This is a genomic window from Phytobacter sp. SCO41 (assembly GCF_003073275.1).
GTDB classification, from domain to species: Bacteria; Pseudomonadota; Gammaproteobacteria; order Enterobacterales; family Enterobacteriaceae; genus Phytobacter; species Phytobacter diazotrophicus.
The window spans coordinates 3,578,541-3,599,361 of the sequence record NZ_CP027225.1; the positions used below are offsets into that span (position 1 = coordinate 3,578,541).

At 51.8% G+C, this 20,821-nt stretch carries 24 protein-coding genes and 1 pseudogene; 1 reads left to right on the plus strand and 24 read right to left on the minus strand.

Annotated features, from left to right (window positions below):
* Positions 1–38: 38 nt before the first annotated feature.
* The gene (locus C5523_RS17475) at positions 39–833 is read left to right on the plus strand and encodes an SDR family oxidoreductase (protein ID WP_108701631.1); all 795 of its coding nucleotides are present in this window, start codon (positions 39–41) and stop codon (positions 831–833) included.
* Between the two features lie 44 nt (positions 834–877).
* Here the strand turns inward: C5523_RS17475 and C5523_RS17480 are convergent, their stop codons facing one another.
* From C5523_RS17480 to C5523_RS17585, 24 genes and pseudogenes are all read right to left on the minus strand, one after another.
* Entirely contained in the window at positions 878–1,282 is a 405-nt protein-coding gene (locus C5523_RS17480) for an Exc2 family lipoprotein (protein WP_132441308.1), read from the minus strand.
* A gap of 361 nt (positions 1,283–1,643) precedes the next feature.
* Positions 1,644–2,162 carry a DedA family protein gene (locus C5523_RS17485; protein ID WP_108702352.1) on the minus strand — a complete coding sequence of 173 codons (519 nt, stop codon included), beginning with the start codon at positions 2,160–2,162 and terminating at the stop codon, positions 1,644–1,646.
* Positions 2,163–2,609: 447 nt separating this feature from the next.
* Complete coding sequence (locus C5523_RS17490) at positions 2,610–2,828, minus strand: hypothetical protein (RefSeq protein WP_108701632.1); 219 nt, start codon at positions 2,826–2,828, stop codon at positions 2,610–2,612.
* Between the two features lie 107 nt (positions 2,829–2,935).
* On the minus strand, positions 2,936–3,088 hold the full coding sequence (locus tag C5523_RS27770; RefSeq protein WP_232034349.1) for an Rz1 family lipoprotein: 153 nt from the start codon (positions 3,086–3,088) through the stop codon (positions 2,936–2,938).
* Positions 3,027–3,437 (minus strand): annotated as a pseudogene (locus tag C5523_RS27910) (lysis protein); the annotation flags it as partial. The pseudogene C5523_RS27910 and the gene C5523_RS27770, both read right to left, overlap by 62 nt.
* Positions 3,416–3,901, minus strand: coding sequence for a lysozyme (locus tag C5523_RS17500; RefSeq protein WP_108701634.1), 486 nt, complete (start codon positions 3,899–3,901; stop codon positions 3,416–3,418). The pseudogene C5523_RS27910 and the gene C5523_RS17500, both read right to left, overlap by 22 nt.
* Positions 3,901–4,206 (minus strand): hypothetical protein, encoded by a 306-nt coding sequence (locus tag C5523_RS17505; protein ID WP_108701635.1) that lies wholly within the window; start codon positions 4,204–4,206, stop codon positions 3,901–3,903. The genes C5523_RS17500 and C5523_RS17505 overlap by 1 nt, the downstream gene beginning before the upstream one ends.
* A 329-nt stretch (positions 4,207–4,535) precedes the next feature.
* Positions 4,536–5,216, minus strand: a complete 681-nt coding sequence (locus C5523_RS17510) for a hypothetical protein (protein WP_108701636.1) — start codon at positions 5,214–5,216, stop codon at positions 4,536–4,538.
* A gap of 2 nt (positions 5,217–5,218) precedes the next feature.
* Positions 5,219–7,294 carry a tail fiber protein gene (locus C5523_RS17515; protein WP_108701637.1) on the minus strand — a complete coding sequence of 692 codons (2,076 nt, stop codon included), beginning with the start codon at positions 7,292–7,294 and terminating at the stop codon, positions 5,219–5,221.
* A gap of 78 nt (positions 7,295–7,372) precedes the next feature.
* Complete coding sequence (locus tag C5523_RS27485) at positions 7,373–7,525, minus strand: hypothetical protein (protein WP_165158878.1); 153 nt, start codon at positions 7,523–7,525, stop codon at positions 7,373–7,375.
* 36 nt (positions 7,526–7,561) lie between these two features.
* On the minus strand, positions 7,562–10,678 hold the full coding sequence (locus C5523_RS17520) for a hypothetical protein (protein WP_108701638.1): 3,117 nt from the start codon (positions 10,676–10,678) through the stop codon (positions 7,562–7,564).
* A 3-nt stretch (positions 10,679–10,681) separates the two neighbouring features.
* On the minus strand, positions 10,682–11,587 hold the full coding sequence (locus C5523_RS17525; RefSeq protein WP_108701639.1) for a DUF2612 domain-containing protein: 906 nt from the start codon (positions 11,585–11,587) through the stop codon (positions 10,682–10,684).
* Positions 11,574–12,791 carry a baseplate J/gp47 family protein gene (locus C5523_RS17530; protein ID WP_108701640.1) on the minus strand — a complete coding sequence of 406 codons (1,218 nt, stop codon included), beginning with the start codon at positions 12,789–12,791 and terminating at the stop codon, positions 11,574–11,576. The genes C5523_RS17525 and C5523_RS17530 overlap by 14 nt, the downstream gene beginning before the upstream one ends.
* Entirely contained in the window at positions 12,791–13,141 is a 351-nt protein-coding gene (locus tag C5523_RS17535) for a hypothetical protein (RefSeq protein WP_108701641.1), read from the minus strand. The genes C5523_RS17530 and C5523_RS17535 overlap by 1 nt, the downstream gene beginning before the upstream one ends.
* A gap of 60 nt (positions 13,142–13,201) precedes the next feature.
* Entirely contained in the window at positions 13,202–13,882 is a 681-nt protein-coding gene (locus C5523_RS17540) for a Gp138 family membrane-puncturing spike protein (protein ID WP_223878719.1), read from the minus strand.
* The gene (locus C5523_RS17545; RefSeq protein WP_108701643.1) at positions 13,879–14,766 is read right to left on the minus strand and encodes a hypothetical protein; all 888 of its coding nucleotides are present in this window, start codon (positions 14,764–14,766) and stop codon (positions 13,879–13,881) included. Before C5523_RS17545 ends, C5523_RS17540 begins: the two co-directional genes overlap by 4 nt.
* Entirely contained in the window at positions 14,759–15,049 is a 291-nt protein-coding gene (locus tag C5523_RS17550; RefSeq protein WP_108701644.1) for a hypothetical protein, read from the minus strand. Before C5523_RS17550 ends, C5523_RS17545 begins: the two co-directional genes overlap by 8 nt.
* Positions 15,046–15,690, minus strand: coding sequence for a phage baseplate protein (locus C5523_RS17555; RefSeq protein WP_108701645.1), 645 nt, complete (start codon positions 15,688–15,690; stop codon positions 15,046–15,048). Before C5523_RS17555 ends, C5523_RS17550 begins: the two co-directional genes overlap by 4 nt.
* Before the next feature lie 2 nt (positions 15,691–15,692).
* Entirely contained in the window at positions 15,693–17,375 is a 1,683-nt protein-coding gene (locus tag C5523_RS17560; protein ID WP_223878720.1) for a lysozyme, read from the minus strand.
* Positions 17,376–17,498: 123 nt separating this feature from the next.
* The gene (locus C5523_RS17565; RefSeq protein WP_108701647.1) at positions 17,499–17,894 is read right to left on the minus strand and encodes a phage tail assembly chaperone; all 396 of its coding nucleotides are present in this window, start codon (positions 17,892–17,894) and stop codon (positions 17,499–17,501) included.
* 3 nt (positions 17,895–17,897) lie between these two features.
* Positions 17,898–18,302 carry a hypothetical protein gene (locus C5523_RS17570; protein ID WP_108701648.1) on the minus strand — a complete coding sequence of 135 codons (405 nt, stop codon included), beginning with the start codon at positions 18,300–18,302 and terminating at the stop codon, positions 17,898–17,900.
* Positions 18,303–18,319: 17 nt separating this feature from the next.
* A complete protein-coding gene (locus C5523_RS17575) occupies positions 18,320–19,477 on the minus strand; it encodes a DUF3383 family protein (RefSeq protein WP_108701649.1) in 1,158 nt (385 codons plus the stop codon).
* An 8-nt stretch (positions 19,478–19,485) separates the two neighbouring features.
* A complete protein-coding gene (locus C5523_RS17580) occupies positions 19,486–20,010 on the minus strand; it encodes a hypothetical protein (RefSeq protein ID WP_108701650.1) in 525 nt (174 codons plus the stop codon).
* A gap of 49 nt (positions 20,011–20,059) precedes the next feature.
* Positions 20,060–20,509, minus strand: coding sequence for a hypothetical protein (locus C5523_RS17585; protein WP_108701651.1), 450 nt, complete (start codon positions 20,507–20,509; stop codon positions 20,060–20,062).
* Positions 20,510–20,821 lie beyond the last annotated feature (312 nt).

Below are 20,821 nucleotides of genomic sequence, written 5' to 3' on the forward strand. Positions count from 1 at the left end.
AACCTTTTATCCCCCTTTCGTTTTAACGAGGTATGAGAATGGCTACGCAACGCATTAGCGCGCTTATCACTGGCGCATCATCAGGCATTGGTGCGGTTTATGCCGACAGACTGGCGGCCCGCAATTACGATTTGGTGCTGGTGGCACGACGCACTGACCGCCTGGAGGCGCTGTCCAGTGCGCTGGAAAAACGCTACGGCGTCAGCGTGACGACACTGGTTGCCGACCTTAGCAAAACAGAGGGCATTGAGCGTGTTGAAGAGACGTTACGGCAAAACAGTGCCATCGAGCTGCTGGTGAACAATGCCGGGGCCGCCAATCTCGCGCCGTTTCTCTCCTCAGATGCCGATTCACATGAAGCGCTCAATACACTCAACACCACGGCGCTGATGCGCCTGACGCTGGCGGCCCTGCCACGCTTTGTTGAACAAAACCGCGGGACCATCATCAACATCGCGTCTGTACTGGCCTTTCACGCCCGGGCAGGTAGCGCCGTATACAGCGCCACCAAAGCCTGGGTGCTGAATTTCACCCGTGGCTTGCAGGAGGAGTTTGCCGAAAGCGCAGTGCGTATTCAGGCAGTTTTGCCTGCCGCGACGGCGACAGAAATTTGGGGACACTCCGGCGTGACGCTGGACTCATTGCCCGCGGGGTCGGTAATGACCACCGAAAATCTGGTGGACGCGGCGCTGGCAGGCCTGGAGCAGGGGGAACTGGTGACCATTCCCCCCGTAGAAGACCTTGAGTTGTGGCAGCGTTGGGAAGAGGCGCGTCTGGCGCTGTTCAGCGCATCACGTAACGGTACGCCCGCCTCTCGCTACCCGATAGTTTGATATCCGGATCGCCAGTTGCAACCGCCACTGGCGAACGCTTCACGCTACTTCACGCCGTTGTATCCATCAAGGTAGGCGCCAGCCAGTTCGTTATACCAAAGCACAGCTTCTTTGCTCTCGGCATCTTCAGTCCATTTATCCTGCTTATTCGGAGTGTAATGGTTTTCCACTTTATTTTGCTGCTGACCAAGCTTACGCGTTGCCTCGGCAACCGCATTAGCCTGCGCCGGGGTTACCCCTTTTTGCCTGTCTGCCACACCCCGGGCATAAATATCCTGAAACTTCGGTAAGTTGAGAGCAACCATGCCCCCCCTATCGGTTACCATATTGCCATTCATCGTTTCCGATGCATTGTAAGCAAAATGTCGCGCATGACGTTCGGGAGAGGTTTGTGTAGTGCATGCTGCAAGAGCGACTGCCATGATCATCAACGTTATTTTTTTCATCATCGTATCCTTATGAATGCTGACAGCAGTCTAATCGAAGCAAAGCGTAACGTATTGATCGAACGATGCATAAAGATAAAAATGATTGATGGCGTTTATGGGCGGTCCTGCGTTCACGAATCAGCGTTTTAGCTAATGTCCGCATTTAAGAAACGGGGGCTCAGCCATGAAGCACAACGAGCGCTGAAAAGTGACGTTGCCAGTCTGGTCCCGCGGGGGAGAATGGGAACGGTAACGGAACTGGCGAAAGCCGCATTGTATCTGTCAGCCGATGAATACAGCGATACCCTCAGCACAGAACGGTGGGAATGGCGGCACCGGGATTTTATAAATCTGAACGGAGCAGAACCTCTTTCGCGTCGCATCAAAACAGTAGCGGCAGAAACAGACTAACGCCTGCACTTACCCCAACAAACAGCGCGGCCCATATGGCAGACGAAAGCAGACAGATGCCATAAACTTTGCCCGGATTCAGGCGCAGCATTCCTGCCGCAAGCGGAACGAGATAGCGCAGCAAGGCGATAAAACGGGACGTAAACAGCACCACGGCGCCATTGCGCTGTAACTTGCTGCGAACGCGCAGCAATGTCTCCTCATGCCGGGACATCACGCGATGAAAATGGTCGCTATGGGTCATCAGTAAGCCCAGATGGTAACTCACCAACGAACCGAGCGTTGCCCCTGCGGTGACCGCCAGCCACGCCATGATCGGCGGCAGGCTTAAGTGACTTGCGGAGAGCGCCGCGACCAGCATCACCGACGCCGGGGGAAGCACGGTGGAGATGAGCACCGTGGATTTGCTAAACGCCACCATAAACAGCAACACGAACATCTGCATCGGGTGTGATGCAAAATGGGCAAGCAGGCTGTTCAACCACTCCATATTCATTCCGGCGTCCGTGAGCATTTCGGGCATTCCCTTTTAGCGTATTGAACAGGGGATGTCTTAAATATTACTTCAACAAACCGGGTCGCGAGAAATATCTCCCAAAAGAAAAAATAAACTTTTCCGCACATACTTCAGCTTTTAAATCCCTTGGGAAATATATGTATCATGGTGGTGTTAAATACCGTTCGGCGCCGGGTTGTTTGCAATAACCTGTATTGCAGATACCGGTTGACGTACCCGGTGAGTTAGCACAGTCCATAAATTATTCGACATACGCGCAGGCCGACATAAGGCGTACAAGCGCAATAATGAATTTTTTCATGATATTCCCTTTTATGAGGTAACGAGTAAGACACCTCAGTTTGCGTGGATCCAGTCGCATTTTGAAAAGAGAGGTATGGCAGGTATGATTTGCTGATCATTAAAACGAAAGGTAAATCATCATTGTGTCTTGGAATTCGTCGCTGCTGGCTGTTTCACCAGGCGACCAATAATCCCGCATACTGCCACTAGTGCGGTGATACTTCCCATCCAGCTAGCAGGAATGATGGCTTTGATATCGTCAGGCAGCCCAGCCCATATAGCAGGAATAACGCCTGCGACAGCTAGCGCCTGAACAGAGAACAGCTTCCAGGATTGTTTCCAGTTTTCGATAACCATTTTTTACCCTTTGTGAATGTCTGATGTGCAGCGTGAAAGGGATATCAGCAGGCGGTCTCGCTGATATAGGTTTTACGCTGTACCAGATGATGTGAAAGGAAATACGCTTACACGGCGATATGCAGTACGTTAGTAGATACACTGCTTGCGAACATACTGCTGCAACCCTGCCAGCTGATGCGTAACCGTATCGATACGCTCTCTGAGGGTGAAATAATCCCGTTCAGCGGTGTCAGTAAGTCGGGCACTGGAGCCATCATCCACGCGGGGGGAGCTGGCGGAACGAGCCGCCTGACAGGTGGCGTTGAGCTGCAACCGCTTACGACCAATAGCGACATCAGCATGTAGTTTTTCCAGTTCAGCTTTAGCATTGGCTAATTCTCCAGTGTATTGCGCATCAAGAGCGGACACATCATGCTGGCGTGCCTGCATATCTGTAAGGGTGTTATTTGCCAAAGTCAGCGAGCTGGTCGCCTGGTCGCGCTGTGCTTTGTATAACTGCGCGTTGTCGCGATAATGGTTCACGGTCCAGCTAAGGGCTGCGAGTATGACAATCAGCGCGCCCATTGCCGCAAGCAGTAAGCGGTTCATTTCTGCCCCCATTGGCATACTTCACGCTCTACTTCACGTCGGTTCACCAGGCCTTTCCATTGCCGTCCGCCCGCATAAATCCACTGACGCAGACTATCGCAGGCGGCCTGATAATGCCCGGCATTCAACTGTCGTAGCAGCGCGGAGCGCTCAAAGGCATTAGCGCCCACGTTGTAACTAAAGGTGATAAGTGCGGCTTTCTGGTATTCAGATGCCGGGACTTTCACAGCGAGTTCCACCGTACGGGCAAAGGGAGCTAAATCTTTCTGTAATAGCGACTGACATTCATTTTCTGTGTATTTTTTCCCGGGGTGAATGTCACTTCCCGTATGGCCGTAACAGACCGTCCAAACCCCACCGACATCCTGATAAGGTGCATAGCGAACCCCTTCAAGTTGAGGGATCATCGTGCCAGCAATAGCCAGAGATCCGGCCCCTGCCATCGCTAACAATTTGTTTCTAAGGCCTGTAGACATCGCCATTATTCACCTACCCTTTCAAGCGCGTCGACCGCGACCTGCATAGCCGCCGGGCGTTCAACATGGGGTTTATCCTGAATATCACTCAGGTAATGACTGATCATTTCGGTACGCTTTTCGTCTTCTTTGCGTTTACGTCGCGCATCAAGACGCCCATAACAAAAAGACGCGACAGAGATAGCGACCCCAATCAGGCCGAATAGCATGTACACGACATCCTGCGTACTCAGTCCAAGACCCGATGCAATAACGCCAAGCCACGCAAAGAATTGCGTAACAATATTTCCGGGTTGATCGTTCATTTTCATGGTCTCTCACCTGCGAATTTTCGAGGTGGAATAGAAAGGAAAATCTGGCCTTCGGGTTCTTTTATTAAAAAAGTCAGATAAATGATTCCCGAGGCCAGAAAAAGGAAAGGCCTCTATTAAGAGGTCTGTATTTCAATGCAATCATTCACAACGGCTGGAACAAAATCATTTCAACCGTATAAAAACAAAAACCCACGCTGGGCGGGTTATGTTTATTTCTTGCTGCGTCTGTAGTTTCTCGAGCTTATATGGATTCAAGCAACCCGCGCGCAACCCTGCAAGCGATTTGTTTAAAATAACCTCTCGGCTATCACTCCTATTCCGATGGGTTAGTTCAGCGAATTTAGCACCATGTTCTGGTTGGTGAAAATGTGCTCAAAGTATTGTTTATTAAGTCGACTGTGCCAACGCCAACGAACGCCAAACTGTCTGCCATAAAAAGGGGAATAGTCAAACCAGTGATATTTCAGAAAAATAGTTGCACCTTCACCAGCCGATTTTCCAGCCCCCAGCAGACGTAACTGATCTTGAGGTGGTGGGAAATAACTTTCAGTGAATATGACCTTCTTACCCGTAATAAACGTTGCAGTTTGCTTTGTGCCATCAAACTCCGTTTGTACAGTCATGGTATCTGTTCCGTAGTTCCACCACGGGGCAAAAGGCAACTGCTCCTCAGTATCGAGCGTAATAATATCTATCGTTGACCAGTCAATATCCATGCCCTGTTGCGGCAAAGGTTGCAACAAAGGGATAATTACAGGGGAGATAACAAACGAATCCCGTACCGCACTTTCTGATGTGTTTGATAATGTCAGCGTTGGGTTGGTGGCGTATTGCATATTGTAATAGGCCGAGGGATCCTGATATTCCCTGTCCGGAAAAACCTTTATAAACACCCCGCCATTACACACCCACGCCGCGTCCACCGATTTCAGCTCGTCAGCACTTTTAATATTCAGCGCAATCACGGGGGCGAAATTACCCCCTGGAATCTTGCGAAACATCGGCATAATTATTCCTCCACCTGGTACCACATGTAGCCATCAGCATAACCACTGGCATTGATGGGTGCGGCTTGCGTGGAAACCGTATACCCCACCCCCAAATTGCTACGTGCTGTGGCTTTATCGGCGACGTCGGCCAGATTGCTGGCCGCCGAGAGGAAATTACCGCTGCTGGCCCATTCGCTAAATACCAGCGTGGTCGCCACCACATTGACGCAGAATCGGTGGTAAACATCGGTGGAGTTATACGGATAGTAGATTTGACGGAGACTATTATCCGCCGTTTTGATCACATCCAGCATCCCCGGCAGCACCACCGGATAATGTCTGGCGGTTGTGGCATTGCTGGTAAGAGACTGGAACTTACGCCCCGGTGACGTAATGGTGTTCAGATCCTCTGTCCCCAGCGTCGTACTGGCCTGTGGCACTGCCCCCACATCACCGGCGCTTAAAGCGTCTTTGGTCGCCAGCGTTTTGAGCCCCAGGTTACCTCGTGCCGCCTGCATAGCAGATGCCCCTGCACTGCTGATTTCTGAGAGATTATCGGCAATTTGCAAATAGATTTCTTTCGCCGCAACCTCGGTTGCAGTGATCGTAATCGATGCTGTAACACCGCTACTGGCCCCCGTCAGGGTCAGGGTAGTCGTCCCAGCCCCTGTGATGGTGAGCGAACCATCCGCCGCCAGAGCTGCAACAGATGCGTCTGACGATGCCGCATTGACCATTTCGGTATACGTGGCTGGAGAATAGGTCACTGGCAGTGAATAGCTGTTTCCCGCCAGCAATGCCGACGGTGCTGTACCGATAGTAATGTTAGTAAGATAAACCTGCTGGGTAACGGTAGCCGTTGCTGTCAGCCCGGTAGAAATGCTGGCAATAATTGTCTGTGTACCGCTTTTTCCTGCCAACGAAGTATACAAGCCATTGCTATCGATGCTCCCTAATGCGCCATCCGACACAGACCAGGATACGGGATAACCCCCCGCCAAAAGAGCCGGAAGCACGGTACCCGAAAATTGACGGCTGGTTCCGCTGTTTATTGTAACCGCTGCTGGGCTGATAACCACGGCAGAAGGGGTTTTTGCCCCCGTCTCTGCCTCAGCTTTATCAGTTTTGATGATATACATCGCCGCGACGTTTTTCGGGCGATTTTCATTTGCTGTAGGAACCACACGCGATGCATCAAATGAAATCGCTTGTGCGCCATTGCCGATGTTTGAACTGATATGTTTTCCGGCCTCGGCTTCGAGAGTAAATACACCCTTCGGACCGGATACACCGGTTGCACCAGCTGTGAACAGCGCTTCATTGGAGAATCTGCCAGTGATATTTCGTATCGCATCTTCCTGTGTACTGCCGATCACCCGGCCAGAATCCGGATCAATTGTAGAACCATGCGCCCATGCACGCACGAAGCGACCTCGCCAGTCAGGCACACGCCCCGATGGATATAGTGCGGCCAGTTCCGGGTTTTCCCCCGTATTAAATGCCTGACCGTTAAGCTCCAGCCAGCCGCTTGGCGGCATCGCATTGCCCCACAGCACAATAGCACCCACCGGTAAAATAAAGGGGCTCAGGGCAGTGGTGATGGTCGTTTTTAACTGTTCGTCAAGATAGGATGCCAGCGCTTTTGTTCTGCGCGGCGTCATAACTTGCGTGGCGCCATCACCGGCCAGCGCCTCTTCGGCAGTTGCTTCGCGCTGAATGTAGGATTGCCACTTCGCCACATTAGCGCCTGGCGTAGCGGTGTTATTGCCTGACAGCGACAAATATAACGCACCGTTGTATTCAACCACGACGCCAGCATCATAGCCGTATGCCGCGCCATTGTTGTTGGCAGTGGAGATCCACTCCGGATAGCCGTTTGTTTGATATTGACGCACTGCGGTGGTGATCGCATTGAGTACCGAGTTCATCGCTTCACGTTCCACCGGTTTGGCATTGATGTCTGCGTTTGGGTCTTTTGCGTAATCAACACCCCAACCCTTTGCATAACTTACGAACCCGTTGCTGTCGGCTGAATCGGGAATAGACTGAGTATCGCCGCTTTGTGCGAAAGGCACGCGGAAAAATTTCTGATCCATCGTTGGGAACTCCAGAACTGAAAAAGCCACCTTAAGGTGGATGGAGGAAAATATAAGGTCAGGTAGAAATCTGGAGGGTTAATTAACCTCGTTTTGTTTCTCTACTTCTACCTGCTCTTCAATTTCTGCGTAATGCGCGGCAATCTCCTCTTGAGTGGCTTCCCGCGCATCGGGATATGGAGAACCATAGTAAAAATAGTCGTTATCTCTGATGTAATATGCGTATATCATTTTCCATCCTGTTGATGAAATTATGCGTTAATAGGGTTAAATCTTTTTATACAGAATGCGGATATATAATCGGGTGTATTTAGCCCATGTCGCGGCATCAGTAAAAATCTTGTAAAAAGAAGATGATATATTGTTTGAGTAATACAGGTTCATGTAATTACCAATAACCATTTTGACGTTGGTTGGAGTGACCTTAATCGCTATTGGCCCAATAGATGTACCACTGGAGTTACAGTTATCCAAACCCGTCACAATATCGCCGGCGGAATACACCGAGTAATTTGCCGTAAATTCAGTCAGAATGCTCGCGTAGGCAGATTTGACGTCGAGGCTCAGCCCGTGCGCGAAATCAAAATTGGTAAATGCCGAAGGTAAAAACGGAGCAGAGGTCCAGTCTTTCCAGTTATCATAGACCGACACTTTCTGCTTGATCACACGCAACCGGAACGGGAAGGCATAGCCTGCTGCACTCACCGAACTGCTCACATCCAGTCCGTTAAATAATTCTGAAAGTGCCACGTTAGCAGGAATAATCCCGCCCCCTTTAGCCCGGAGATAAAGATAACCGTTGCTAGCCGTCCGCACATCAATACCGGCTGCTTTAAGCGCACCGCTATTGTCCGTAACAACAGTGGCAGGATAGTCCACCCATGCCGACGATCCATCGTTACGTAATACCTGTACCTGTGGCATATAGCTTGCGTCTTCACTGATGTCATAACTAATGGCATAGGCGAGTTCAAACGCACCGGTAGTCTTCAGTGGTGCAGATTCACTACCACCGGGATAGAGGTAGTCCCCGAGAAGGTCATTGATTGACTTAAGCATGGCAGACGCCGTCGTAGCGGACGTTGCCGCCGAACTGGCGCTGTCTTTCGCGTTTTTTTCCGAAGTGCTGGCGGAAGAGGTATAGGCATCAAGCTGGCTTTGTACGCCCACCAGCGCCTGGCTGGCAGCATCAGTCGCAGCACTTGCGGCAGCGTTGGTTGCCGTTGTTGCTGCTGCCGTCGCTCGGGTGGCCGCATCCGCAGCCGCAGTTGCCTGCGTTTGCACGGTGAGTGCGCTGTTGGCGGCATTCTGCGCAGAGATTGCCGCAGCGGTCGCACTGTTTGCCGCCGCCGTCGCGCTGTTACTAGCCTTTGTCGCATATGTGCCCAGTTCGTTAGCACGGTCAGCCGTGGCGGTATCAACCGCGGTATTAATCAGCGTCGCCAGGTTATCCGCCGTTTTCTGCGCGGCTTCCGTAGCCGCCGTGTGAGCGGCATTACCAATCGCCTGATTCACGCCGCTTAGTGCAGACTGTGCCGAGGTTGCGCTTTGTTCCGCATTCGATTGTGCAGTCTGCGCCTGCGTAACATAGCCTTTGACGGCGTCACTGACGGTGGCGGCCGCCTGGGTCGCCGCTGTCGCTGCAGCATCGCCGATAGCAGCGTTAACGTTATTCAATGCGGAGGCAGCATCCCGAGCGGAAGACGCAGCAGCAGAAGCTGAGCCATCGGCCTCAATTGCACTATTTTTAGCCGTAGATGCCTGCGCGGTTGCTACATCAGCGGCATGCTGAGCATCACTGAGTGAGCTCGCCATTTGAGACTGAACACTGGCGATGGTATCGGCTGCGGCCTGCTGAGACGCCGAACCGGCCGCCGTTTGCGCCGCCGACTCGGCAACGGCTGCCGCGCTTTCCGCTGCCTGTGCAGAAGCATTGGCGCTCTGAGCCGATGCTTCTGCTGCTGTTGCAGAAGTGGCTGCTGCCGAAGCAGAAGCCGCCGCTGCCTCGACCTCTCCCTGTGCACTGGCGACATAGGCGGATAACTGGCTTACAACATTCTCTGCCGCCTGCTGTGCCGCACCGGTCGCCGCCGCTGATGCGGCAGTATCAGCGGCAGCCTGAGCGGCATCGGCACTGTTTTTCGCATTGGTCTCCGCGGTTCTGGCATCAGACACATATCCCGCAAGTTGCGAGGTTACGCTGGCGGCCGCCTGAGTGGCAGCGGTCTGAGCCACCTGCGCGGCGGCGGCATTTGCCGCGTCGGTCGCCGCCGTTTTCGCGGCATTTTTCGCCTCCGTCGCACTGGCAGCGGCATTCACAGCCGCCGTGCTCGCCGTTTGGGTGTAGTCAGACATCTGACTGACTACGCCAGATACTGCCTCTGCCGCCGCAGCCTGAGCGGCAGAGGCAGCCGCCGTTTGTGCCGCAACTGTCGCCGTCTCGGCGGCGGTATGAGCAGTATCCGCATCTGTTTTTGCCGAATCCGCAGCCGTGGTCGCTCTATTTTCCGCATCCTGAGCCGTTGCCGCAGATGACAGGGCATCGCTGGCAGCGGTACGGGCATCGTTAACGTAGCCCGCCAGATGAGTCTCAACTTCCTTAGCAGCGCTCTGTGCGGCCGAAGTCGCCGCGGCATCTGCGGCACCCTGTACGACAGATTGTGCTTGTACCACGGCGGCCTGAGCCGCCGTCTCAGAATCTTTCGCCCCCTGTGCATAAACTGCAGCATTGCTGGCCGAACTGCTTGCCTGAGTCACCAGTGAATTAAGCTGTGACTGCACATTAGCCGCCGCGTTATTGGCCGCCGTGCTCGCTGCTGTCTGCGCTGTATTCGCGGCGGACTGGGCATTCGTCTGTGCTATTTGGGCGTCAGAGACATACTGTGTCAGCTGCGTGGAGACAGTCGAAACCGCCTCTGCGGCTGCCGTGCCTGCTGCCTTCTGTGCCGCTGCTGCGCTCGCCGACGATGCCGCTGCATAGGTACTGGCGGTGGTCGAATAATCTGCCACCAGGTTAACCACATCCGCCACCGCATTTTTGACTGCCGTTTCGGCGTTGGATGCGTAGGTCTGTGCATCGTTACGGGCAGATGAGGCTGTCGATGCCGCTTTCGCCGCTGACGTATAGGACGTTTGCGCGGCATTGACGTAGGCGCTCAGTTGAGAGATCACATCGGATGCTGCCAGTTCCGCCGCCTCTTTCGCCGCATTCGCGACCCCTTCACCGTCGATTTGATCTTTCAGCCACTGCGTACGGTTGGCCAGTGCCTGGGCCTGCGCATTCGCAGGGCCGAGATCGGTGCCATCAAAGCCTTTTACCGGGGTGTCAGTATCAAGACGTAGCACATCCGCCGTAAACTCGGATGTTTCGGTCAAATTCGCCATTTTTTAACCTCGATAAGTATGTGTTCCGTCGTATTTCACGGATCCGTTATAGAAAATGTTCGCATCCATCTTGCCCTCGACGTTTTCCCACTGACACAGTGGTGTCCAGACCTGAGCACGAGCGACGGCATAGAAAGGAGCGGCGACGGGAACCGTGACAAAAAACCGCCCCGCCGTGTCGGTCACGGCAGTTTGCGTGACCGTCGTACCATTAGAGGTGTAGAAAAGTGTCACATCCACACTGGAGACGGTGACACCACGATTCGCAGTGAGCGCGCCCGATATTTTGCGGTTTGCACTGTCATATACCAGGGCTAGTTGCAAGTTAGAGTAGAAGTGAATCCCATCACCATGCCAGAAAGGCACACGAAAATTGCTGTAATACTTGCCAAAACCAAAAGGGGTGTAGGTCAGTATGCGCGGGGATCTGATCCCAACCCCCTGTGGGCGAGGAATCAGATCATAATCTCTGACCAGTTGCTGCGACCCGGGATCGAGATAGTCGTAAAAGATCGGGCGCATGGTCATATCCTGGCCATCAAGCAGTCGCGCTTCGGTGTCCAGAATATAGTTGGTTGCGGCTGTGATCTCATCGATGGTCGCCGCACTGTTGTTTTTATGGATTTTGGCTTTGATCATGCGACGAAATAACATGTCGCTGACCTTCGCCGGAGCACAGGCGGGATAGAATGTCCCGACAGGGCGTTTGTGATAACCGACAATACGTCCGCAGATGTCGAGCTGCTCACCTTCGGCGTTATCAATATCCAGAATGGCTTTGATTTTCGCCAGTTGATCTTCAAGCTGCGCCTGTGCGATGTCCGGTAATGCCAGTAACCAGGCAATCAGCTTCGGCGAATTTTTATATTGCCAGTATATGCGTGTGCGGGCTTTATCATGGTGCTGCATATGTCACCTCAATATTGCCGACATCAAAGACCCCCAATTGATAGAACGCCAAATTTAACAGCGAGTGCGTCACATCATCAGCACGCGTGCCAATCAGTATGCTGGCGACATAATCGTCGTTGCCCACAATTTTATTAACAGGCGTATACAAACGCCCGGAGGCGATCGCTTCACCGATCCTGAACCCGGTTTTGGCAAAGCCGTTGGTTTCAAGAAAGCCATAGACGGAATCGTTTACGATCGCCGCTTTGATACGGGCATTATCCGTGGCCGATAGCGTGTCGGACACAATCGTTACCTTGACGTAGACAGTGACATTTTCCGGGCGGAAAAACGTGGCGTTAAATGGCTGAGCCGTCAGCGGCGTGGTGGTATCTACACTGATTTTATTGGGAATAAACGTGTTATAACGATTCAGGCCACATCCTGGATTCTTGTTAGCCGCCATCGCGGCAACAATGTCCAGTTGCTCGCCGCCATCAATAAAAATGGCCATCGAGTGCGCCAGGATGCCATTGCTATCGGACACGGAGTCAGGATTTTCATAGATTTTGACTTGCTTAACGCCGGGCACATTGATCAAAGCCGCATAAATATTGTCGCGCTGGTTATTACCGGGCAGTGCCACCGACTCATTGCGCCGTACGCGAAAGGCATCATCACTCTCTTCATCGGTACCCAGAGAAGCCGCCGCGGCGTTGTCTACTGCGGTAATGCCTCCAATTGGCGTGGCAATGATAGTTAGCGTACCCGCATTGGCATTTTGTTCACCGGTCAGCATGCAGGTCACGCCAACCGTTGCCAGACCGTCGGTATTGGTGACGACATCGGCATCCGTTTTCCATAGCGTACTGGTCAATCGATGACGAACCAGGGTCACGGCCGGGATGACTGTCAGCGGAACACCCGTAAAGGTGACGCGGGCTGTTGAGAAGGTTGCGACTTTACGCACATTGCCAGAAATGGCCGCAATACGATTAAGCTGCACACCAATCGCGGAATCGGGATCAACAGACTGGTAGCTATTGATCACTTCTTCGTCGAGGTTAGCCAGCATTTCAGCCCAGATAGCAATCGCCAGCCCATCCGGCGTCGAAGGGTCGATATTCCAGCCCGCGTCTATATCAAGGTAGGCCGCCTCAACGCGTTCTTTATATTCTGCCAGCGTGGTGCCGGTCGCCCCGTCTCTGTTAATATCGGCCATTAAATCACCTCTTCGTTGAAAGCGTATTCCAGCGCCTCATTGTTCTTATCGATGACTGATGCATTAACGGTAATCATGCGTGTTTTAGCATCAAAATCGAATGAAAATGCCCCCAGAGCCACGACACCATCCGTATCGAGAATACGGCTCTTAATATTGGCTGCCGCCATGTCGCGGGAACTTTTTCCAAGGATCTCCTGAAACCAGGGTGTACCTTCGGAAATATTCAGAAAATACTCACCAAGGAATAATTTCAGTCTGCGGGTAATCGCCTGAGCGGTAGCCTCTTTTCCGGTCAGGAAATGGTCGCCGCTGGTCACAATGTCACCCTCTGTAAAATGTCGGATCACGAAGCCACTCCCATAAAAAAGCCCCGGCTAATGCCAGGGCTGAGTCTTTTATCTTCCTCATTACTGAGGGCCATCGCTTTTGGCGTTGCCGCGTTCAACACCACCATGCGTGTGGGAGGCGAACTCAATATTGCCTACTGCGAGCCCCCCTTGCGTGATGTGCGTACGTGCATTCAGCGTTGTTTCGCCAGTATTGGTAAAACGGGGGCCACTGTAAGTCATACCCGATTCGGTCAATGACAGGGTCGAATTGCCGACAGATAACACAATACCGTCATGGGTCAAATGAATGCGCACAGAACCGTCGAGATTGCTCATTCCTACCCCACTGGCTGGTAGATTGGGTATTGCCGTTTTTGCCGAACGATAACCGGGCGAAAAAAAGGCATCACTCGCATTAAACATCGAGGGGCTGACAGGAGGCGCGGGTCCCCCCATATCAAGCCAGGCATCCACGGAGCGCTGGCTAAAATGGATATATCCTTCAGTGCCAGCGGGCAATTCATGGAAAACAGCCCATTCCGATGAACCGGAAAATTTCACTGGGACATTAATTAAAACGGGGATCGTCTGATGCGTGCCATCACTCAACCGCCGCTGGATACCGCATTGAACCTGTGCGCGCTGCGTCTGGTTGTCAAAGACCACAATGTGACCCGGCATCCCCACCATTAATCCGCCAATGGCGTCTCGACCTGCCGCCTGTAATGCTGCAAACAGAGGATTAGAACTGTTCATCATGTACTCCTCCATTGGCAGCGAATTGTCGTTTTCCAGTCGTTATTCCAATAATCCCCTTGATGCGAGGTCGATAACACGCGGAAACTGCCCGACGTGGTATGCGCCATCGCCAGGGCCTGAAATTCCTTTTGTTGTGTCCCAGTGTAATTAATGGTCCAGAAATCGGAGGTAATATGCACCCGATCGCCTGGCTGGATAATAGTGTTCAAGCGAACATCGACTTCCATATCCTGCTGATTCCACTTCGGCACCCCTTCCATACCGTTACTGGCACTGAGTTGGTGCGTGATGGGACGGGAGGCACCGTTGCGAATGATCACAACACGATTATGATCGAGCAGCCACTCATAGCCCCATGCCGCTTTCATTTTGTTGAGAAAGTCACGGCTAGAGCTATGTGCAAGCGTATGGCCATAATTAAAGGTAGGTAAATCAGAAAAATCACCGACCATCTCCACGGGGTAATAAAAAGAGCGGGCGACATCGTGTAATATTTCACTCGCCTGCGTTTTATTTCCCCATGTTTTACCGATGGTCGCGTCCGACCAGATAGCCAATAAGCATTTCAGGCGGAGATAAACATTGACCCCTTCGCGGCCCACTTCAACGCTTTGTATCTGCCCGGAAAACACTTCGCCGACGGATTCATCATAACCAGCCTCCAGTCTCACCGAACCATAATGCTTCTCCGAAGTATCATAGTGCTGAATCAGCTGGCGATATTTTGCGGAAACACCGAAGACGGTAATAGTTGCTGTCGATACCTGATCCTGGGGCATATTCGTCACCTGAAACTGGACCTGCATAGGCGGTACGATTACCAGTTCCTCCCCATCGACGGATGTCACCGTCAGGCTATATTTTCGGCCAAATAATTTAGTCATGGGGATACCAGTTCAGTTTATTGTCTATACCGAGGTTGGCGATTGTAGCTTTGCCCCCCTCCAGCACAATATTTCCGATTTGGGTATTTAATCCGTCCAGCAAATTAACACCAACGTGTAAAGCCCGCCCAAGGGTCAGCGCACTGCCATCGCTATTAAAAATATCGACGCTGAAATAACCGTAGCGAGTAAGCCATCGGAAAGTGAATTTCAACTGCGTGTCATTAAGCCGGGTGGTAAATGAGAAATTTGCCAATCCCGCGCTAAGAGGTATTGTTTTCATTTCACAGGCACCTGTCCCAGATTTACCGATTTTTGCCCCTGCGTTGCGACAGGATCATTTTTGGGAAGATTGCTGTTAGTGGTGATGGCACTGTCATCACGTGTGACGATAGTTATTTGTTGCATTTCCACAATGATCTCCTGCGCGCCTTCACCCCCCTTTACTTTCTTCACTTGCGTTTTTGTAATGAGCATATTGTCGTAAGACGACCCTACACCCACGATTTTCAGCAACGTTTTATTACGTTGCAAATTGCGTAACGAGAGCAATGCCGACTCCGAACGTGATTGCCCGGAATTGGCATACGTCATGCCTGCCGTCGCAGCAAGACCACCCAAGGCCGCCGCGCCACCTGACAGCATCGATAAAGCTGTTCCGCCCACGAGACTGCCCCCCATACTGGTGAGACCAGAGAGGTTGTCTTCTCCGGCCGTCATAGCCTTAATCGGGTTATCAGAAATCGCCACGGTCATCGTCAGTTCCAGCGGCTTCGTGACGGCATTGTCATTAGCCGTGCTGGCATCTTCTAACGGATAACTGCTCACTATGGTCATTAACGTACTGGTTTCGTCCAGGGTCGCATCAAAAAAAATGCCACCAATCTCAGGACGAAATTTTGTAAATACTCCGACAAGTGACATTCTTACCACCCTCCGTTGTCATATGAGCGCTCGAGGTTGTTTCCTGTTTCTGTAAGCGCCCGTTGCACCGAGTCCTGAATCTGCTGTTCGTTCATCCCCACACCAGAAATGCTCAGATCAACATACTGGTTAAAACTAACGGGCGAGGCGGGAGGAAGGAAACTGTAAGAAGCAGAGTACGGAGGGGTGTTCTGATAGCCGTACAGCATATTCATCTCATCAACGCTACGCGTCGGCTGAGCATAAGGTGACGAGGGTAAAGCAGCCCAAACATCGCCAAGACCGTTTGTCGCTTGCAGGAAATTTCCCTTCATGACGTTATCCAGTTGCCCGGCACGCTGGATCAACCACAACGCGGCCAAATCCTGGCTTTGGTGCGAAAAATCTTTCAGCCCCATAGCCGCCGCTGCATCTCCCCAGGCATTGGACGCAAATCGATACCGACCGAAGGCGGAACTGTTTTGCGTGTTATCCATCGCCGCCACCCCGTAGGCAAGCGAATCAAGATACTGGCGCGCATTTTGATTATATAATGCACTTTTTACTGTCGATGAGCGCTGACGAAGGAACGCCTCATAAGGTGTGATTCCTTCCCCTTCCTGCTGGGGAGATTCTCCTGGATGGCGACGCTTCCAGTAAAACTGTGGATCACTCATCTCTTGAATATCATCACGGGAATAGGACATGTTACCCGGTGTCAATGCCGCCGCCGCACCAACCGTCATAGGATTAAATAACAGTCCCGAAAGCCAGCCGCCCTCTCCTGCTACAGACAATGGTCCCATGAGTTTGTTGAGCATACTGCCGCTGGCAAGCGCACTACCGGCACCCAGTATGATCTCCGAAACAACTGGATTGGCCCTAATAAAGCTGTTTATCGCTTCCAGCACACTATTCACAATGGGCAGAAGATCTTCACCAAGCGCATAGGCAAGGTTCTCGAAATTGCGCGACAACTTCGCCATTTCATCGTTGAATACCTGAACATTTTGATTTAACTCTGGATCAAAAGACCGATCGTAATCAGAAGACATGCTCATGCTTTGCTGAAAAAAACCACTGCCACGTTCGGCCAACCGCGTCACATCGTCATTTTCCTGCCAACCCATAATCGGGCGGAACTGTTGCTGCTGCTGCTGACTCATGGATTGATAGGCATTTAATAGATATCCCGTTGCCGCCACGCGATCCACAGATTCTATTTGGGCGAACTGCTCAGGATTGAATGCTGTTCCCTTATAGGCTCGTGCGTCAAACTCGCCGTTTCGCACTTTGCGAGCCAACTCAGGAACCATTTGTGCAAATTGCTGCCCGGAGGCAATCGGATTAGCAGCGCCTATTCTACGCATAGCAAATTCAAGTCCACGGATTTGATTAACCGTAAAGCCAGTGATATCGGCGAGACGTTTTAATTCAGACCAGGATTTTGCTACGCCTGCAGTTAGCGCATTAAAATCGACTTTAACACCCGCCACCGCAGCAAGCTGTATCATGCCGTCAGTGACATCTTTTATCGCATTACTCGCCTTCTTAAAGGAGTTTGCGTCTGTTTCAAGACCAATAGAGACCAGCAGCGAGTCTATGGTTTCTGCCATTCTAATTTCTCCAGGCGGCAAAAAGCCCGCCTTTGGCGGGCTTTCAGGTTTTGGCGCTTCTTGCTTTTTCAGCTTGCTCGGTAATGTCATCCAGTACCTGATGCATGGCATGGACATCTTCCAGGCAGTAGGTGCCATCAAGCATCTCAGACCAACGCGCTAAAGGTGGGCAAAGTTGGCCAGCCCCAACACAGGGCCGCCACAGGAGCCAGTCTATAGCGCTGCGGTCTCCATTTTCACCGCGTTTGCGCCGTTTTCGCTCTGTACGCTGAGCTGCCAGAAAGGGCCGATGTTCTCTTGCAATACCCGCCCCAGGAGCAACAGCCAGTAATGGATTTTGTCCTGAAACAAGTTTTCAGCTACCGGCACACCATCACTGACGCGAATGATATTCCCTCCTCCGATACAGAGGTTCTTAAGGCGAGTAAGCTGCATGCCATCTAACGATGCCATGACCGCCACGACACCCATATCAGTGCCCCCCTCACTCAGCGCGGGCAGCAAACTATTCTGCGCGGCAATCTGCAGCATTTCGACCTGTTCTTTGGCCGATGCTGTCATACCGCTGTACTCGTTCTCACCCATAATCAGCGTAATTTTGCGCCCCATCGATTAGGTCTCCTCACTGTCAGAAAACTCAAAAACAAACTGCTCATCCGACACTTTGGTTTTGCCACCACGTTCTACGTTACCGCGTTTTGTCAGCACACCATCAAACCCGGCAAAATATTCCGCCGTGCCGGACTGGTAGAAGGTAAAGGTGGCATCGATACCACTTTTCGCTGCCGCAATAATCTGACGAGCCTGCTCCGAACCCGGCATCAGGTTAACCGTTAGTTTTACTGGACGCGTTTTATTGTCCAGACGCACAGACGTGCCGCCAAGACCCCGTTTCAGGGTCGAACGATCCTCAAGGCCTTCAATCGTAATTGGTGGATCGGTTTCGCCAAACTCATCCAGCGGAATACCGAAAACTGTCAGTTTGGCACCATCAGTGCCATAGGTGTTCATTGCCATTAGAGTTGCTCCAGATGTTACTCAATATAAACGTTGATCTCAGCCACATGGCCTGCGCGTGCCAAAATGGCGTAAATAGTGGTTGCCGGGTATTCACGGGCTTTGCGCTGCGCGTCTGTTAAATTGAATACGTCTTCCGGTTTGCCCAGAATGACGAAACCATTTTCCGCCGTCGCCACTTCACCTGTTTTCGGATCGACATAAGTGCCTTTACCGAGTACGCCATTGTCGTAAAAACGTTTACAGGTTGTAGTCAGCGCAGTAAGCAAGCCCGCATATCCAGCCGGCGTCAGGGCACGTTTGGTGCTAGTACCGGTGATGTAGTTGTAACCATCCACCTGCAGATGGTTTTTCAGCACGTCTAGGTTGATCACATCGTCAATAAATTCGTTATAAGACGACATGGATCTGGTGTTAATCGCCCGTAAACTATCCGTCTCGCCCGATAGTTCGATCTCGGTAAAGAACGCGCAATTTTTGGATTTCAATGCGCTGTAGCTGCTTGTTTTCAGATCATCGCCAGCAATACCGGTCAGTACCTGGTATTCGGCGGTGATTGCGGAGTTTTTCGCATTCGGCTTAAACTTGTTGAACGTCGCCGCCAGCTGAACCATGGTGTAGGCCTGTGACGAATCCGCAACAATAGCAGCAGGTAAGCGATAGCCCATGAAAATATGGCGATTGCCTTTTGCCGCCATTACCGCCGCAATGTCCGTGGTTGAGGACGCAGAGGTCGCCCCGGCTTCGCTGGTGGTCACCCAGATAGGGTGGCTTTCCGCATCAGACCAGTCAGCTAATTGCAACAGATTCGCTTTGGTCAGATCGCTGTTTTTGAAGAAAAAGTGGTAACGCCATACCTCATCTTCCGCTTTATTAACGGTATCCAGTAACGATGCATCCGCCGCATTTTTCATCCAGATGGTGACCGACTTCGGCTTGGGGATCTGAGTGAAATAACGTGTGGCGATCAGATAAATATCGCTGGAGGCTGAGAAATCCTCAGCAATTTCATTCAACGAGCTGTAATCCCGCCAGGTGTCAACGGCGAAAGTCACTCCGCTTTTGAGATCGGTGGAACCTGCAAAAATCAGCGCAGAGGAAAAGTCGCCGTATCCCAGGCCGGCGGCGGTCAGATAGAGATTGACCGGGATAATGTTATCAACGGAGTAGGTCATTATTGCCCTCATTGTTTTTGAACGTCGATCGTGAATCCCGCTGCACGGAGCACCGGGTAGGAAAGGGTCTTTTTGATAAAGAGGTGGATATCCGTCTGCCAGTTCGCTTTCTGGCTGGATGTCGACAACGCGGTGAGATCGCGAGACGCGCTGGTGCTGCGCCATGCAATACCGTTTCGAAAAAGAAACGCGCTAACCGGGTTGCGAAGATTTGCGTTATGCAGACGCACAGTGGCGTTGTCCGCCCCCTCATTGAAAATATTTACGGACAAGGTAAACTCCATGCTGCTAAAAACGGTGTCCTGCAAATCAGTCCATTCTGTACCGAGTGAGTCCGCGAAGGCTTCTTGGGGGACAATCTCCGTCATGCTATGCTCGGAATGTCCATATACCCGCACCGGAATTGGCTTGTATGTGGCATAACAATCGCTTGGGATTTCCCCCGTCTGCCCGGCCAGGATGACATTTTCCAGTCCCGATGCCAGCATGATCAGTTGCCGAAATGTCGCGTTGAGATCGGCCATATTTTCCATCAACCGCCCCCCTTATCATGCACGTTAAGCCTTTTACTCAATGCCATGTTCAATCCTCCAGAACGTAAGTGATGGCCTGTTTTAAAACGCCAATGCCAATCCGGGAGACAGTAAACGGCGATGTATTGGTTGGCACAATGTCAGACGGCACCGCCGCCTTGCAGTAACCCGCCACCTCCTGCCCGATTTGTCTGAACATCGCGGAGGCCGTTATTTCGCCACGGCTGACCTTGGGTGAAAGAGACCGGAAGTGTGCCTGTATGTTGCCGATGTTTTGGCGTAGCGGAAGGCGCAGAAAGGAGTACTGTGGAATATTATTTTCTGTCGACCCAAATTCCAGCATGGCCCCGATGGCAACCAGAGACGTCCCCTGTTCATCGTTGCCCGAACCTGCAGGCAATCCGACAAAGACCGGGTACCGCGTAGTCAACCGGTTCTTGATTTGTTTTATTTTTTCGTTCAGGGCTATATTGCCGCGAAACATTGCACGTATTTTCATGACATTACTTCCGAAGTATTAGTGCTTTCAAAACACCTTACATGGGTGATTCTTGATTTATAGAAATAATATTCCTGCCCTCAGGCGCTTCTGTTAAATATAGACAGCCCAATGATTCCCGAGACCAGAAAAAATGAACAACCGTACTTTCGGCCGTTTTTATTCGATAGTTAGTTCACTTTTTGATGAAGAAAATCGAGTAATACCAAAAACAAAATGCATCAAATAGGCTATTAATTCGCAGTGTGTTGTTTCACAAGCTTATATGAATCCAAGCAGTCCGCGCGCAACCCTGCAAGTAATTTTTATATT

What these genes read in the sequence shown, in the direction of transcription:
- C5523_RS17475 (WP_108701631.1), top strand. Translation starts at nt 39, where the DNA reads ATGGCTACGCAACGCATTAGCGCGCTTATCACTGGCGCATCATCAGGC.
- C5523_RS17480 (WP_132441308.1), bottom strand. Translation starts at nt 1,282, where the DNA reads ATGATGAAAAAAATAACGTTGATGATCATGGCAGTCGCTCTTGCAGCA.
- C5523_RS17485 (WP_108702352.1), bottom strand. Translation starts at nt 2,162, where the DNA reads ATGGAGTGGTTGAACAGCCTGCTTGCCCATTTTGCATCACACCCGATG.
- C5523_RS17490 (WP_108701632.1), bottom strand. Translation starts at nt 2,828, where the DNA reads ATGGTTATCGAAAACTGGAAACAATCCTGGAAGCTGTTCTCTGTTCAG.
- C5523_RS27770 (WP_232034349.1), bottom strand. Translation starts at nt 3,088, where the DNA reads ATGATGGCTCCAGTGCCCGACTTACTGACACCGCTGAACGGGATTATT.
- C5523_RS17500 (WP_108701634.1), bottom strand. Translation starts at nt 3,901, where the DNA reads ATGGCGATGTCTACAGGCCTTAGAAACAAATTGTTAGCGATGGCAGGG.
- C5523_RS17505 (WP_108701635.1), bottom strand. Translation starts at nt 4,206, where the DNA reads ATGAAAATGAACGATCAACCCGGAAATATTGTTACGCAATTCTTTGCG.
- C5523_RS17510 (WP_108701636.1), bottom strand. Translation starts at nt 5,216, where the DNA reads ATGCCGATGTTTCGCAAGATTCCAGGGGGTAATTTCGCCCCCGTGATT.
- C5523_RS17515 (WP_108701637.1), bottom strand. Translation starts at nt 7,294, where the DNA reads ATGGATCAGAAATTTTTCCGCGTGCCTTTCGCACAAAGCGGCGATACT.
- C5523_RS27485 (WP_165158878.1), bottom strand. Translation starts at nt 7,525, where the DNA reads ATGATATACGCATATTACATCAGAGATAACGACTATTTTTACTATGGT.
- C5523_RS17520 (WP_108701638.1), bottom strand. Translation starts at nt 10,678, where the DNA reads ATGGCGAATTTGACCGAAACATCCGAGTTTACGGCGGATGTGCTACGT.
- C5523_RS17525 (WP_108701639.1), bottom strand. Translation starts at nt 11,587, where the DNA reads ATGCAGCACCATGATAAAGCCCGCACACGCATATACTGGCAATATAAA.
- C5523_RS17530 (WP_108701640.1), bottom strand. Translation starts at nt 12,791, where the DNA reads ATGGCCGATATTAACAGAGACGGGGCGACCGGCACCACGCTGGCAGAA.
- C5523_RS17540 (WP_223878719.1), bottom strand. Translation starts at nt 13,882, where the DNA reads ATGATGAACAGTTCTAATCCTCTGTTTGCAGCATTACAGGCGGCAGGT.
- C5523_RS17545 (WP_108701643.1), bottom strand. Translation starts at nt 14,766, where the DNA reads ATGACTAAATTATTTGGCCGAAAATATAGCCTGACGGTGACATCCGTC.
- C5523_RS17550 (WP_108701644.1), bottom strand. Translation starts at nt 15,049, where the DNA reads ATGAAAACAATACCTCTTAGCGCGGGATTGGCAAATTTCTCATTTACC.
- C5523_RS17555 (WP_108701645.1), bottom strand. Translation starts at nt 15,690, where the DNA reads ATGTCACTTGTCGGAGTATTTACAAAATTTCGTCCTGAGATTGGTGGC.
- C5523_RS17560 (WP_223878720.1), bottom strand. Translation starts at nt 17,375, where the DNA reads ATGACATTACCGAGCAAGCTGAAAAAGCAAGAAGCGCCAAAACCTGAA.
- C5523_RS17565 (WP_108701647.1), bottom strand. Translation starts at nt 17,894, where the DNA reads ATGGGGCGCAAAATTACGCTGATTATGGGTGAGAACGAGTACAGCGGT.
- C5523_RS17570 (WP_108701648.1), bottom strand. Translation starts at nt 18,302, where the DNA reads ATGGCAATGAACACCTATGGCACTGATGGTGCCAAACTGACAGTTTTC.
- C5523_RS17575 (WP_108701649.1), bottom strand. Translation starts at nt 19,477, where the DNA reads ATGACCTACTCCGTTGATAACATTATCCCGGTCAATCTCTATCTGACC.
- C5523_RS17580 (WP_108701650.1), bottom strand. Translation starts at nt 20,010, where the DNA reads ATGGAAAATATGGCCGATCTCAACGCGACATTTCGGCAACTGATCATG.
- C5523_RS17585 (WP_108701651.1), bottom strand. Translation starts at nt 20,509, where the DNA reads ATGAAAATACGTGCAATGTTTCGCGGCAATATAGCCCTGAACGAAAAA.